Here is a 16,054-nt window from a genome sequence, read left to right on the forward strand (position 1 = left end):
TGTCGATGTTCGAACGTTTCCGGAGCAAGACACGGGGCTTGAGCGAGACGCGTGTCCTGAGCAAGACACGGGCCGGCTCGGAGCCGCGGGTCGCGACGGGCGCGCCGACGAGTCCGGCGATCCGCGCGCTGGAACCCCGCTTCGTCTTCGACGGGGCGGCTGCACCGGCCGCCGCGCAATCGCACGGCGATCCGGCTCGTGACGACCCGGCCCACGGCGACCGTGCCTCCGGCGACGAGGCGGGGCGGCACGCCGAACCGGCCGAGGCCCGCGCCGCCGCGCCGGTGGGGGCGCCGCTGCACGAGACCGCCACCGCGAGCGGCCGGCACGAGATCGTCGTGATCGACGAGGGGGCGGCCGACGTGGCGACCCTGATCGCCGGCGTGCCGTCCTCGGCCGAGATCATCCTGATCGATCCCGCCCGCGACGGCTTCGATCAGCTCGCCGAGGCGCTCGAGGGACGCAGCGGCATCGATGCCATCCACATCCTGTCGCACGGCTCGGCCGGCGACCTGCGCCTGGGCACGGGAGACCTGACGGCCGAGACGATCCGGGGCCGCTACGCCGCCGACCTCGCCGTGATCGGCAAGGCGCTCACCGCAACCGGCGACCTCATGATCTATGGCTGCGACTTCGCCGCGGGCGAAGCCGGTGCCCGCGCGGTCGCGCTGCTCGCCTCCGCCACCGGCGCCGACATCGCCGCCTCGGACGATGCCACCGGCGCGGCCGAGCTCGGCGGCGACTGGACCCTCGAGACGCATCGGGGCGCCATCGAGACCGGCATCGTCGTCGACGCGGCGGCGCAGGCCGACTGGCATCATCTCCTGGCGGCCGCGGATAACGGCCGCGGCGCCCTGCTCGCAGTCTCGAACCACGGGATCTACAGCGTCGACATCGCGTCCGGAAAGGCGACGGAACTCACCCAGGCTCCCGGCAGCGTCGGCGGGATCACGCTGGGTGCGTCCCTCAACTCGCTCGCCGTCGACCAGGCGAACGGGCTGATCTACTACGTCGACAACGCCAGCCCGAACGCCGCCACCAGGAATGCGCTGTTCGCCTACGACTTCCGGAACGATCGGCACATCCTGATCGACGCCGATCTCTCGACCCACGGCGTCACGACCGGCAGCCAGGGCCTGGGCGGGGCCGGCGCCGCCTTCGCGAACGGCACCCTCTACCTCGCCGTCGAGAACGTCTCCGGCACCACCGACCAGATCTACAGGCTGACCTTCACCGGGTCGGGCCGCACCGTGGCATCGGGCGCGACCTTCGGCAGCCAGGCGAACCACGAGTACGACTGGGGCGACATCGGGATCGACCAGGCCGGCGGACAGCTCGTCAGCCTGACCCGGGGCTCCTTCGCCCGGTTCAGCCTCGGCGACGGGAGGGAGGTGCTCTTCGACAATTCGGTGACCCGAACCGACGTCCAGACCGGCGTCGATTCCGGCGGCTTCATCTACACCCTCGGGACGAACATCACCCGGCTCGATCCCACCTCCGGTGCCGCAATCGGCAGCGGCAAGGCCATCACCACGGACGGCTCGACCCCGCTCGGCACCATCAACGACGCGGCCTCCTGGACACCGCCGACCTCGACCATCGGCGGGCGGGTGTTCGGCGACGCGAACGCCAACGGGACCTCCGACAGCGGCGAGGCGGGCCTGCGCGGCGTGACGGTCCAGCTCGTCGACGACGTCAACGGCAACGGGCGGGTCGATGCCGGGGAGCGCGTCCTGGCCACCGACACGTCCGCGGCCGATGGCAGCTACAGCTTCACCGGGCTCCTCCCCGGTCAGTTCGTCGTGCGCGTGACCGACACTGAGGGCCGCCTCACCACGGCCACGGCGACGACGCCGACCTCGGGCGCCCTCGCCGACACCAAGGTCGGCGCGACGCTGGCCGGCCCGGATTTCGGCTACAATCCCGCCCTCGTGCTCGACCTCGACGCGTCGGCCGCGGGAACCGGCTACGCCACGCGCTACACCGAGCGGGCGCCGGGCGTCGCCATCGTCGACGCCGACGTGTCGATCCTCTCCGCCGCCGGCACTACCCTCACCGCGGCCAGGGCCGTCATCGCCAACGGCACCGGCGCGGAGACCCTGCGCATCGTCGGGACGCTGCCGGCGGGCCTCGGCGCGAGCTACGATCCGGCGACCTCCACGCTGACGCTGACCGGATCGGCGAGCCTCGCCGACTACCAGGCCGCCCTCCAGCAAATCCGCTACGCCTCCACCGGGCCGGTTCCCTCGCCGGCCGAGCGCAGCATCGCCGTCACGGTGAGCGACGGCACCGTCGATTCCGCCGTCGCCACGGCGACCGTCACCGTCGTCGCGGCGAACGCTCCCCCGGTCAACACCCTTCCGGCCAGCCAGGGAGCCACCGAGGATACCGACCTCGTCTTCTCGGCGGCGACGGGCAACGCGGTTCGGGTCGATGATCGGGACGGCGGGCCGCTCACCGTCACCCTCTCGGCGGATCAGGGGCTGTTGAGCCTGTCCCGCCTCACCGGCCTGACCTTCGCGGCGGGCGACGGCGCGAACGACGCCGCCATGACGTTCACGGGGTCGATCGCCGACATCGACGCCGCGCTCGACGGCCTGCGTTTCGCCCCCAGGGCGGATTACAACGGCAGCGCGCGGATCTCCCTCGTGACGCGGGATCCCGTCCGGCCCGCCGACACCTTCACCAACGGCTCGTTCGAGGATCCGGCGATCGGCGGCGGCTACGCGATCGTCCCGGAATCGTCGGTTCCGGGCTGGAAGACGGATGCCACCGACCACCAGATCGAGATCTGGCGCTCCGGCTACGGCGGCGTGCCGGCCTATGACGGCAACCAGTTCGCCGAGATCAACGCCAACCAGGTCGCGGCGCTCTACCAGACGTTCGACGCGACGGCCGGGTCGACGCTCAGCTTCGACTTCGCCCATCGTGGCCGCGCCGGCGTGGACACCATGCAGGTGAAGGTCACGGATCTCGGTGCCGACGGCGTCGCCGGGACCGCGGACGATTCCACGCTGTTCGACAAGACGTATTCCGACGGCAATACCGCCTGGGGCGCCTACGGGGAGACGATCGCGGGAACCGCCAGCGGCAACACGCTGCGCTTCGAATTCCGGTCGATCGGCGCAGCCGGCGGCTCGCAGAGCGTCGGCAACTTCATCGACGGCATCCGGATCCGGCAGGGCTTCGTGACCGCGAGCGCCCTCGACGTCACCATCGCGCCCGTCGCCGACATCGTGCCGGATGCGGTCGCGACGAACGAGAACACCGCGATCACCGTCAACGCCGTCACCGGCACGAACGGTGCCGCGGCGGACAATTTCGAGGACGTGACACGCGCCGTGACAGCCGTCACGCAGGGCGCGCATGGCAGCGTCGCGTTCCAGCCGGACGGGACCCTCACCTACACGCCCGATGCGAACTTCGCCGGGACCGACCGCTTCACCTACACGGTCGCGGCGGGCGGGACGACCGAGACCGCGGCGGTGACCGTGACGGTGCGGCCGGTCAACCGGGCTCCCATCCTCGATCTCGACGCCTCGGCGCCCGGCACCGGGTTCCGGACGAGCTACGGCGTCGGCGGCCCTGCCATCGCCATCGTCGAGACCGGCGTCGCGGTCACGGATGTCGACAACGCCCAGATGGTATCGGCCCGGGCGGTCATCACCAACCCACAGGCCGGTGACGGCCTCACATTCGTCGGCACCCCGCCCGCGGGCATCGTCGCGACCTACGACCCCGCGACATCCACGCTCACGCTGACCGGCGCCGCCAGCAAGGCCGACTACCAGGCCGCCCTGCAGCAGATCCGCTACGCCTCCACCGGATCGGCGCCCTCGACGGCCGACCGCACCATCGCCGTCACGGTGAACGACGGCACCGTCGATTCCGCGGTCGCCACGGCGACCGTCACCGTCGTCCCGGCGAACGCTCCCCCGGTGAACACCCTCCCGGTGAGCCAGACGCTGGCCGAGGATACCAGCCTCGTCCTCTCGGCGGGCAACGGCAACGCCGTCACGGTCTCGGATCCGGATGCGGGAACCGGCGCCCTCACCACCACCCTCGGGGTGGCGCACGGCACGCTCACCCTCGGTTCGCGCACCGGCGTCACCGTGACGAACGACGGGACCGGCGCCGTCACCCTCACGGGCACGGCCGCCGCGATCAACGCCGCCCTCGACGGCACGACCTATCGCCCGGCAGCCGACTATAACGGCCCCGAGACCCTCACGATCGTCACGACCGACAACGGCAACACGGGAGCAGGCGGGCCGAGGAGCGACACCGACACCCTCTCGATCGCCGTCACCGCCGTGAACGACGCGCCGACCAACACCGTGCCGGCCGCGATGCAGGTGGTGACCGAGGACACTCCGCTGATCTTCTCGGCCCGCGGCGGCAACGCCGTCAGCGTCGCCGACGTCGATGGCGGAACCCTCACCGTGGCGCTGAGCTCGTCCGAGGGGCGGCTCACCCTGTCGGGCACGGCCGGCCTGACCTTTCTCCAGGGCACCGGTACCGGCGACCGCGCGATGCGCGTCTCGGGCAGCATCGCCGCCATCAACGCCGCCCTCGACGGCTTGCGCTTCGATCCGGCCGCCGATCGCAACGGCCCCGCGCAGATCGCCCTCGTCACCGTCGATCCGGCCGGGGCGACCGCCGCCAGCACCATCGCCGTCACCGTCCTGCCGGTCGCCGACATCGTGCCGGATGCGGTCGCGACGAACGAGGATACCGCGATCACCTTCAACGCCGTCACCGGCACAAACGGCGCGTCGGCGGATACTTTCGCCGACGGGACCCGCGCCGTGACAGCCGTCTCGCAGGGCGCGCATGGCAGCGTGGCATTCCAGCCCGACGGAACCCTCACCTACACGCCGGACGCCGACTTCGCCGGGACCGACCGCTTCACCTACACGGTGACCGCGGGCGGGACGACCGAGACCGCGACGGTGACCGTGACGGTGCGGCCGATCAACGACGCCCCGGTCCTCGACCTCTCCGCCACGCACGGCTACGCGACACGCTACACCGAGGGCGGCCCTGGCGTGGCGATCGTCGGCACCGGCATGTCGGTGACCGATGTCGACAGCGCGACCCTGGCCTCGGCCACGGCCGTCATCACCAACGGGCAGGCCGGCGATGCCTTGTCGGTCGAGGGCGGCTTGCCCGCGGGCCTCGTGGCGCGCTTCGATCCCGCGACCTTCACGCTGACGCTGACCGGGGCGGCGACGACGGCCGACTACCAGACGGCGCTGGGCCGGGTGCGGTTCTCCTCCTCCGAGCGCGATCCCTCGACCCTCACCCGCAGCATCGCGGTAAGCGTCAGCGACGGCGCGCTGCGCTCCGCCGTCGTCACCGCGACCGTGGAGGTCGCGGCGGTGAACGACGCCCCCGTCAACGGGCTGCCGGAGGCGCAGGCGACCGCCGAGGACACGCCCCTGGTCTTCTCGGCGGCGACGGGCAATGCCGTCACGGTCTCCGATCCCGATGCCCGGGACGGCCGCGTCACCACCACCCTCGGCGTCCTGCACGGCACGCTGACCCTCGGTTCGCGCACCGGCGTCACCGTGACCAACGACGGGACCGGCGCCGTCACCCTCACGGGCACCATCGCGGCGATCAACGCCGCCCTCGACGGCACGACCTATCGCCCGGCGGCCGACTATAACGGCCCCGAGACCCTCACGATCGTCACCACCGACAACGGCAATACCGGCGCGGGTGGGCCGAAGAGCGATGCCGACACCCTCGCGATCGCCGTCAATCCGGTGAACGACGCGCCGACCAACACCGTGCCGGCCGCGATGCAGGTGGTGAACGAGGACACTCCGCTGATCTTCTCGGCCCGCGGCGGCAACGCCGTCAGCGTCGCCGACGTCGATGGCGGAACCCTCACCGTGGCGCTGAGCTCGGCCGAGGGGCAACTCACCCTGTCGAGGACGGCCGGCCTGACCTTTCTCCAGGGCACCGGCACCGGTGATCGCGCGGTGCGCGTCTCGGGCAGCGCCGCCGCCATCAACGCCGCCCTCGACGGCTTGCGCTTCGATCCGGCCGCCGACCGCAACGGCCCCGCGCAGATCGCCCTCGTCACCGTCGATCCGGCCGGGGCGATGGCCGCCAGCACCATCGCCGTCACCATCGCGCCGGTGGCCGACATCGTGCCGGATGCGGTCGCGACCAACGAGGACACCGCGATCACCTTCAACGCCGTCACCGGCACGAACGGCGCGTCGGCGGATACTTTCGCCGACGGGACCCGCGCCGTGACCGCGATCTCGCAGGGCGCGCATGGCAGCGTGGCATTCCAGCCCGACGGAACCCTCACCTACACCCCGGACGCCGACTTCGCCGGGACCGATCGCTTCACCTACACGGTGACCGCGGGCGGGACGACCGAGACCGCGACGGTGACCGTGACGGTGCGGCCGGTCAACGACGCCCCGGTCCTCGACCTCTCCGATACCCACGGCTACGCCACCCGCTACACTGAGGGGGCCCCTGGCGTGGCGATCGTCGGCACCGGCATGTCGGTGACCGATATCGACAGCGCGACCCTGGCCTCGGCCACGGCCGTCATCACCAACGGGCAGGCCGGCGATGCCTTGTCGGTCGAGGGCGGCTTGCCCGCGGGCCTCGTGGCGCGCTTCGATCCCGCGACCTTCACGCTGACGCTGACCGGGGCGGCGACGACGGCCGACTACCAGACGGCGCTGGGCCGGGTGCGGTTCTCCTCCTCCGAGCGCGATCCCTCGACCCTGACCCGCAGCATCGCGGTGAGCGTCAGCGACGGCGCGCTGCGCTCCGCCGTCGCCACCGCGACCGTGGAGGTTGCGGCGGTGAACGACGCCCCCGTCAACGGGCTGCCGGGAGCCCAGGCAACCGCCGAGGACACGCCCCTGGTCTTCTCGGCGGCGACGGGCAATGCCGTCACGGTCTCCGATCCGGATGCCCGGGACGGCCGCGTCACCACCACCCTCGGCGTCCTCCACGGCACGCTGACCCTCGGTTCGCGCACCGGCGTCACCGTGATGAATGACGGGACCGGCGCCGTCACCCTCACGGGCACCATCGCGGCGATTAACGCCGCCCTCGACGGCACGATCTATCGCCCGGCGGCCGACTATAACGGCCCCGAGACCCTCACGATCGTCACCACCGACAACGGCAATACCGGCGCGGGCGGACCGGAGAGCGACACCGACACCCTCGCGATCGCCGTCGCCGCCGTGAACGACGCTCCGGTGAACGGCGTTCCCGGCCCGCAATCCGTGGACGAGGATACCGGCCTCGTCTTCTCCCCGCGCACCGGCAACGCCATCATCGTCGCGGACGTCGATGCCGGGAGCGGCGCCGTGACCGTGCTGCTCCACGTCCGGCACGGCACGCTGACGCCCGGCGGCACGGCCAACGTGACGGTCACGGGGGCGGGCACCGGTTCGGTCTCGCTGTCCGGCACCCTCGCCGCGGTCAACGCGGCCCTGGATGGGACAACCTATCGCGCCGACGCGGACTATGCCGGCAGCGACATCCTGACGATGGCGACGACCGACAACGGCAACACGGGGGCGGGCGGGCCGAGAAGCGACACCGACACGATCGCGATCGCCGTCAATCCGGTGAACGACGCGCCGACCAACACCGTGCCGGCCGCGACGCAGGCGGTGAACGAGGACACTCCGCTGATCTTCTCGGCCCGCGGCGGCAACGCCGTCAGCGTCGCCGACGTCGATGGCGGAACCCTCACCGTGGCGCTGAGCTCGGCCGAGGGGCGGCTCACCCTGTCGGGCACGGCTGGCCTGACCTTTCTCCAGGGCACCGGCACCGGTGATCGCGCGGTCCGCGTCTCGGGCAGCGTCGCCGCCATCAACGCCGCCCTCGACGGGCTGCGCTTCGATCCGGCCGCCGACCGCAACGGCCCCGCGCAGATCGCCCTCGTCACCGTCGATCCGGCCGGGGCGACCGCCGCCAGCACCATCGCCGTCACCGTCCTGCCGGTCGCCGACATCGTGCCGGATGCGGTCGCGACCAACGAGGACACCGCGATCACCTTCAACGCCGTCACCGGCACGAACGGCGCGTCGGCGGACACGTTCGCGGACGGGACCCGCGCCGTGACAGCCGTCTCGCAGGGCGCGCATGGCAGCGTGGCATTCCAGCCCGACGGAACCCTCACCTACACCCCGGACGCCGACTTCGCCGGGACCGATCGCTTCACCTACACGGTGACCGCGGGCGGGACGACCGAGACCGCGACGGTGACCGTGACGGTGCGGCCGGTCAACGACGCCCCGGTCCTCGACCTCTCCGATACCCACGGCTACGCCACCCGCTACACTGAGGGGGCCCCTGGCGTGGCGATCGTCGGCACCGGCATGTCGGTGACCGATATCGACAGCGCGACCCTGGCCTCGGCCACGGCCGTCATCACCAACGGGCAGGCCGGCGATGCCTTGTCGGTCGAGGGCGGCTTGCCCGCGGGCCTCGTGGCGCGCTTCGATCCCGCGACCTTCACGCTGACGCTGACCGGGGCGGCGACGACGGCCGACTACCAGACGGCGCTGGGCCGGGTGCGGTTCTCCTCCTCCGAGCGCGATCCCTCGACCCTGACCCGCAGCATCGCGGTGAGCGTCAGCGACGGCGCGCTGCGCTCCGCCGTCGCCACCGCGACCGTGGAGGTTGCGGCGGTGAACGACGCCCCCGTCAACGGGCTGCCGGGAGCCCAGGCAACCGCCGAGGACACGCCCCTGGTCTTCTCGGCGGCGACGGGCAATGCCGTCACGGTCTCCGATCCGGATGCCCGGGACGGCCGCGTCACCACCACCCTCGGCGTCCTCCACGGCACGCTGACCCTCGGTTCGCGCACCGGCGTCACCGTGATGAATGACGGGACCGGCGCCGTCACCCTCACGGGCACCATCGCGGCGATTAACGCCGCCCTCGACGGCACGACCTATCGCCCGGCGGCCGACCATGACGGCCCCGATGCCCTCACGATCGTCACCACCGACAACGGCAATACCGGCGCGGGCGGGCCGAAGAGCGACATCGACGTCCTCGCGCTGACGGTCTCCCCCGTGAACGACGCCCCGCGCGCCGGGACGCTTCCGGCCATCATCGGCTTCGACGGGGACCGCGTCGCCGGGTTGGATCTCGGCCGCACGTTCTCCGACGTCGAGGGCGACAGGCTGACCTTCGGCGTCTCCGGCCTGCCGGCCGGTCTCACCGTCGACAGCGCCACCGGCATCGTCCGCGGCGCGATCGACCGCTCCGCGTCGCGGGGCGGCACGAACGGCGAGTACGCCGTCACGGTCACGGCCGAGGACGGCCACGGCGGTGCGACGCGCCGCAGCTTCACGTGGCGGGTGGTCGATCCGGCGCCGATCGCGCGGAACGACGACGTGCCCACCGACGCGCGCACGCCCATCCGCGGCTCCGTGCTCGCCGATAACGGCCACGGGGCCGACAGCGATCCAGACGGCGACCCCCTCACGGTCGTCGCCGTCGGCGGGTCGGCCGCCGGAATCGGGTGGGCGGTGGCGGGCTCGGAGGGCGGCCGTTTCACGGTGCTCGCCGACGGGAGCTACCGGTTCGACCCGGGCGCGGATTTCGACGATCTCCCGGCGGGCCGGACCCGCGCGACGCAGATCGCCTACACGATCGACGATGGCGACGGCGGCAGCGCGACGGCGATCCTCACCGTGACGGTCACGGGCCTCGTCCGGGCTCCGGCCCCCGGCCTGCTGGGCGACCGTAGCGCCAGCGACGGCGAGGCGGTGGTCCTGCCCTATGGCGGCAGTCCCGACGGCCCGGCCGCGCGCTACGGCGCCACCGGCCTGCCGCCGGGCCTCGCCATCGATCCGGCGACGGGCACCATCCAGGGCACGATCGACCGTGCTGCCTCCGGCGCCACGGGCCTCACCGACTACCGGGTCGTGGTCACGGCGACCGGTCCGGGCGGCGCGCAGACCGAAACGCGCTTCACCCTCCGGGTCACCAACCCCGCCCCGCAGGCGAGGGACGACAGCGCGACCACGGCCAAGGACAGGCCGGTCGTGGTCGATGTCCTGGCCAACGACCGGGATCCCGACGGGGACCCCCTCGCGATCGTCGCGACGGGCGCGGCCGCGCCGCGGGCCGGGCACGGCCGGGTCGCGGTCGCGGACGGCGCGCTCGTCTACACGCCGGATGCGGATTTCAACGGCACGGATACGATCACCTACGCCATCGCCGACGGGAATGGCGGAACCGGCACCGCCTCGGTCACGGTGACGGTCACCCCCGTCAACGATGGGCCGAGCGCCGACATCCTGCCGGACCAGGCCGGCCGCGGCGGCGCGGCCGTGATCCACGACATCGCCACGCACTTCCATGATCCCGACGCGGACCGATCGACCGCCGCGATCCCGGGCGAGGGGCTGCGCTTCACCGCAACGGGACTGCCGCCGGGCCTGTCCCTCGACCCGGCGACCGGGCTGATCACCGGCCGTCTGCCGGTCGAACCCGCGGCGACCATCGATTTCACCGTGACCGTCACGGCGACGGATGCGGAGGGCGCGAGCATCGCCCGCAGCTTCACCTGGACGGTGACCGAGCCGGTTCCGACGGCCGGACCGGACGATGCCGCCACCCGCGCCGGCACCCCTGTCTCCGTCGCGGTCACGGCGAACGATTCCGACCCCGACGGCCCCGTCCGCCTCGTCGACGCACCCGGTGCGACGCATGCCGCTCACGGCACCGTCTCGGTCGATCCCGCGACGGGGCGTCTCACCTACGTGCCGGATGACGGATTTTCCGGGACGGACACCGTCGCCTACACCATCGAGAACCAGCAGGGCGGGCGCGCGACCGGTCTCCTGACCGTCGCGGTCTCGCCCGTGAACCGTCCGCCAGTCGCGCCCGACACCCTTTCGGGCGCCGAGGCGGCCGATGGCGAGAGCGTGCGCCTGCCGCTCGGACTCCTCTTCGTCGATCCCGAGGGAGCACGCCTCGCCTATACCGCGACCGGCCTGCCGCCGGGTCTGGCGATCGATCCGGCGACGGGCGAGATCGCCGGGACGATTCGCCACGACGCCTCGGGTCCGACCGGGCACGCCACCTACATGGTGACGCTCACCGCCACCGACGGGTCAGGCCTCGCGGTCTCGCGGACGCTCGCCTGGGCGATCACGAACCCTGCGCCGTCGGCCGCGGACGACGTGATCACGACCGACGAGGACCGGCCGGTCGACATCGACGTGACCGGCAACGATCACGATCCCGACGGCGATCCGCTCGCGGTGGTCGCCGGCTCGGTGACGGCCCGGCACGGCACGGTCGCGATCAACCCGGACGGCAGCCTGCGCTACACGCCCGATCCGGATTTCAACGGCGCCGACACGATCGTCTACACGATCACCGACGGCAATGGCGGCTTTGCCACGGCCTCGGTCGCGGTCGCGGTCAACCCGGTCGACGATGCGCCCGTGGTCGATAGCGCCTCGCCGATCATCGCCGACCGGTCGGACAGCGATGCCGCGCGGGTGTCGATCCCGGCGGGACACGCCTTTTCCGATGTGGACGAGGGCGACGTGCTGACGTTCACCGCGACCGGCCTGCCGCCCGGGCTGGCGATCGATCCGGCCACCGGCGAGATCGCCGGGACGATTCGCCACGACGCCTCGGGCCCGACCGGGCGCACCACCTACGCGGTGACGCTCACCGCCACCGACGGGTCAGGCCTCGCGGTCTCGCGGACGCTCGCCTGGGCGATCGCGAACCCTGCGCCGTCGGCCGCGGACGACGTGATCACGACCGACGAGGACCGGCCGGTCGACATCGACGTGACCGGCAACGACCACGATCCCGACGGCGATCCGCTCGCGGTGGTCGCCGGCTCGGTGACGGCCCGGCACGGCACGGTCGCGATCAACCCGGACGGCAGCCTGCGCTACACGCCCGACCCGGATTTCAACGGCGCCGACACGATCGTCTACACGATCACCGACGGCAATGGCGGCTTCGCCACGGCCACGGTCGCGGTCGGGGTGAACCCGGTCGACGATGCGCCCGTGGTCGATAGCACCTCGCCGATCATCGCCGACCGGTCGGACAGCGATGCCGCGCGGGTGTCGATCCCGGCGGGACACGCCTTTGGCGACGTGGACGAGGGCGACGTGCTGACGTTCTCGGCGACCGGCCTGCCGCCGGGTCTGGCGATCGATCCGGTGACCGGCGAGATCGCCGGCACCCTCGCGTCCGACGCGTCGACCCGGGTGCCGGGCGGCGTCTACGCGGTCACGCTCACCGGCACCGATTCCGCCGGCGCCTCCGCAACAGCGCGCTTCACCATCACGGTGGGGAATCCGGCCCCGATCGCCCGCGACGACCTGGCGGCCCTCGACGAGGACGGCCTTCTCGAAGGTCGCGTGCTCGACAACGACGCCGATCCCGACGGCGACGCCATGCGGGTCGATCCGATGCCCGTCGCCGGTCCGCTGCACGGACGGCTCGACCTGCGGGCGGACGGCACCTTCACCTACAGGCCGGAGGCCGGGTTCCACGGCGAGGATTCCTTCGCCTACGCGGTCGTCGATTCCGATGGCGGCCGCTCGACGGCCATGGTCCGCCTCACGGTCGCGTCCATCGACACCCTGCCCGAGGACACCACACCCGAGGACACCCCACCCAAGGCAACGGCGGCTCCGGTGACGACCCGCGAGGACACGCCCGTCGACGGCCGCATCATCGTGGACGATCCGGGCGACGCCCCCCCGACCTTCGCGGTCGAGATGGCGCCGGCCTCCGGCCAGGTCACGCTGCGTCCCGACGGCGGCTTCACCTATACCCCCGCCACGGATTTCCACGGCGCCGACGGCTTCACCGTGCGGGTCTCCACCGAAACCGGCGGCTCCACCCTGGTCCCGGTCGCGGCGACCATCGTGGCGGTCAACGACGCCCCGGACGCCCATGCCGACGCTCTGGCGATCTCGGCTGGCGAGGTCGGCCGGGGGCGGGTCGTGGCGACGGATCCCGACGGCGATCCCCTGGACTTCCGCCTCCAGGCCGGCCCGGCGAATGGGACGGTCGTGCTGGCCGAGGACGGATCCTATGCCTACACCCCCGCAACCGGCTTCAGCGGCCGCGACAGCTTCACGGTCGAGGTCGGCGACGGCAGCGGCGGGGTCGCGCGTGCCACCGTGGCCGTCACGGTCGCGGCGAAGCCGGTTCTCGTGCCGCCCCCCGGGGCCTCCGCCCCGCTTCCCGGCGCCCGGCTCCTTCTCGACGCTCCGGCGATGCCGCCGGCTCCGGCCCATGACACCGGGATCGTCGCCGACGGCTTCGTCCTGCAGGCCGTCGCCGCGATCGACCCGCTCGGCTCCGTCGGACAGGCGATCCTGGCGAAGGGAGCGATCGTCGCCGCGGTCAACGGCGTCGACGACCTGCATGGGACGGCGATCGACATCGACCGTCCGGTGGTGCTCGACGCGGGCGACCGGATCGGGCGGCTCGCCTGGGAACGGTTCGAACGCCAGCCGGACGGTCGCGCACCCTGGTTCTCGGCGAGCCCCTATCTCGGCCGCTCCCTCGGCCTCACCCTGTCGACGGACGAGACCGTCACGGGCCGGGGCGACCTCACGATCGAGGCGATCCGCCGGCCCGACACCCTGGTCATCAACCTGCGCAACCGGACGCCCGACGACGCCTCGGTGGGGAACGTCCGGCTCCTCGGGCCGGACGGCGCGCCGGTGCCGGCCTGGATCGAGGGAGATGGCAGGGGCAGCTTCTGGGGGCGTCCCCCGGCCGGAACCCGTCTCGTCGCCGTCGAGGTGGAGATCGCGCTCCGGGATGGCCGCGTCGTGCGCTGGCCGATGACCGTCGACGTGGAGACGGGCGAGATCCGTGCGACCGCGCCCGCGCGCCCGGGCGCCGGTCGCCCGCCTGCCGAATCACCCGGGATCGGGCTGCGCGGCGAGGCGCCGATGTTCACGGCCCGGCTCGCATCCCTGGAGCGGGACGGGCATCCCGATCTCACGCTGATCGAGACGGCACTCCGGCGAGGAGCCGGATTTTGACGATTCGTTTACCATGCGGAACGAAACAGTAGGGAGACGCGAGAGCGGTCTCCCGGGGCTTCCCGAGTGCGCTTGAGCCCGGAGGGGAAGCGGGAACCATGGCGCAGGTTGGGCCGGGCAGCCGGAGGGGCAGACGCCGGATCGGCGCCGTGTTGGTCGGAGCCACGCTTCTGGCCACGGCGATGGTCGGCTGCACGGTGAAGCCCCAGCCGCTCGGGCCGGCTGAACTCGGTGCCTACGCGGCGGACAAGCTGCGCCGCGTCGGGTCCGACCAGCCTTTGCCGGGACCGCGCATCGATCTCTACGAGGCCTTCGCCCGCGCCCTGAAGTACAATCTCGATCAGCGCGTCGAGATCATGCAGACGGCGGTGCGCGCGCGCGAGCTGAGCTTCGCCAGCTATTCCATGCTGCCGAACTTCGTCGCCAACAGCGCCTATGCCGGGCGCGACAGCTACGCCGCCAGCTCCTCGATCTCGGTGCTGAGCCAGCGCCAGTCGCTGGAGCCATCCTACAGCCAGGACAAGAACTTCGTCTTCGGCGACTTGTCCTTGAGCTGGAACATCCTCGATTTCGGCTTGTCGTACGTGCGCGCGCGGCAGGCCGCCGATGCCGTCCTCATCGCCGAGGAGAGCCGCCGCCGGGTGGTGAGCCGCATCATCGAGGACGTGCGGACCGCCTATTGGCGCGCGCTCACGAGCGAGCGGCTCGCGAGCCGCCTGCGCGCCCTCGAGGGGCGCGCTCAGACGGCGATCGGCGACGCCCGCCGGCTCTACGCCGAGCGCCAGACCTCGCCGCTCACGGCGCTGACCTACGAGCGCGAGCTGATCGAGATCCGGCGCGAGGCCCAGCGCGTCGAAGCCGACCTCCTGGTCGCCCGCAGCCAGCTCGCCTCGCTGATGAACCTTCCGCCCGACCTGCCGTTCCGCCTCGCCGAGATGGAGGGGGTCGAGGCCGGCCTGAAGATCGGGGTCCCCGATTCCGACCTCGTCCGCGTCGCCCTGGAGAACCGGTCGGAACTCCGCGAGGTCGCCTACCGCCAGCGCATCAACGGGCGGGAGGCGACCGCCGCCCTGCTCGAATTGCTGCCCGGCTTCAACGTCATCGTCGGCGGGAACGCCGATTCGAACCGCCTGCTCTACAATGCGAGCTGGGTCGGCTGGGGCGCCCGCGCGAGCTGGAACCTCATGAACGTGTTCCGCTACCCCGAGCGGACCGGCCTCATCGACGCGCAGGACGCGCTCCTCGACAAGCGGGCGCTCGCCGTCACCATGGCGGTGATGACCCAGGTCCATGTCAGCCGGATCCGCCACGCGCTCGCCATGCGGGAATACGAGACGGCTGCCGCGTTCCGCCGCGTCCAGCGCCGCATCGTGGGGCAGATGCGCGCCTCCGCCGCCGCACTCTCGACGAGCGAGCAGACCCTGATCCGCGAGGAGATGAACACCCTGATCGCCGAGGTGAAGTTCGACCTCGCCCATGCGGCCGTCCAGAACGCCCGCGCCAACGTGTTCGCCTCCCTCGGCCTCGACTCCTTCCCGCTGGCGACCATCGATGGCCAGGACCTTCAAGGCCTGACGCAGACCGTGCGGACGAGCTGGCTCGGGATCGGCGCCGTCCTCGCCGACGCCCCTCCGATCCCGCAGGTTCCTCCGATCCCGCAGGTCTCGCGCCCGCCCGCCGCCCTGCCCCTCGGATTGAGGCGCTGAGGCGGGGATTCCCGCGCTTGCGGAAGAGGGTGGGGGACGGGCCGCCCGGCCCGCATGCCCACGGCGGCGCCCCGAGGCATCCGGAGCGGGTCGGGGTGGGAGGAGCTCCAGGGCCGCCAGGCTTCGGGCCGCCGTCGTGGACCCCGATACAACGTCCGCGTCGCGCCTCGCGGGGCCGGCCTCCGCCGGGGCGGCGGCTTCCCCTTGCCGCCCCCGGCGCCAGCGCCTAAGAGCGCGCGGCCCCGCACATCTCAAGCGCCGCGCCGACGCGCACGGCGCACCTGACAGGAGTTG

2 protein-coding genes are annotated in these 16,054 nt (G+C 72.4%); both read left to right on the plus strand.

Annotated elements, in window-relative coordinates; translation table 11 throughout:
• Nucleotides 1–38: 38 nt before the first annotated feature.
• Nucleotides 39–14,054, plus strand: coding sequence for a tandem-95 repeat protein (locus F1D61_RS00240; protein WP_203156012.1), 14,016 nt, complete (start codon nucleotides 39–41; stop codon nucleotides 14,052–14,054).
• 149 nt (nucleotides 14,055–14,203) lie between these two features.
• Nucleotides 14,204–15,760, plus strand: coding sequence for a TolC family protein (locus F1D61_RS00245; RefSeq protein ID WP_203156013.1), 1,557 nt, complete (start codon nucleotides 14,204–14,206; stop codon nucleotides 15,758–15,760).
• The last annotated feature ends 294 nt before the right edge of the window (nucleotides 15,761–16,054 follow it).

This window comes from Methylobacterium aquaticum (assembly GCF_016804325.1).
GTDB classification, from domain to species: Bacteria; Pseudomonadota; Alphaproteobacteria; order Rhizobiales; family Beijerinckiaceae; genus Methylobacterium; species Methylobacterium aquaticum_C.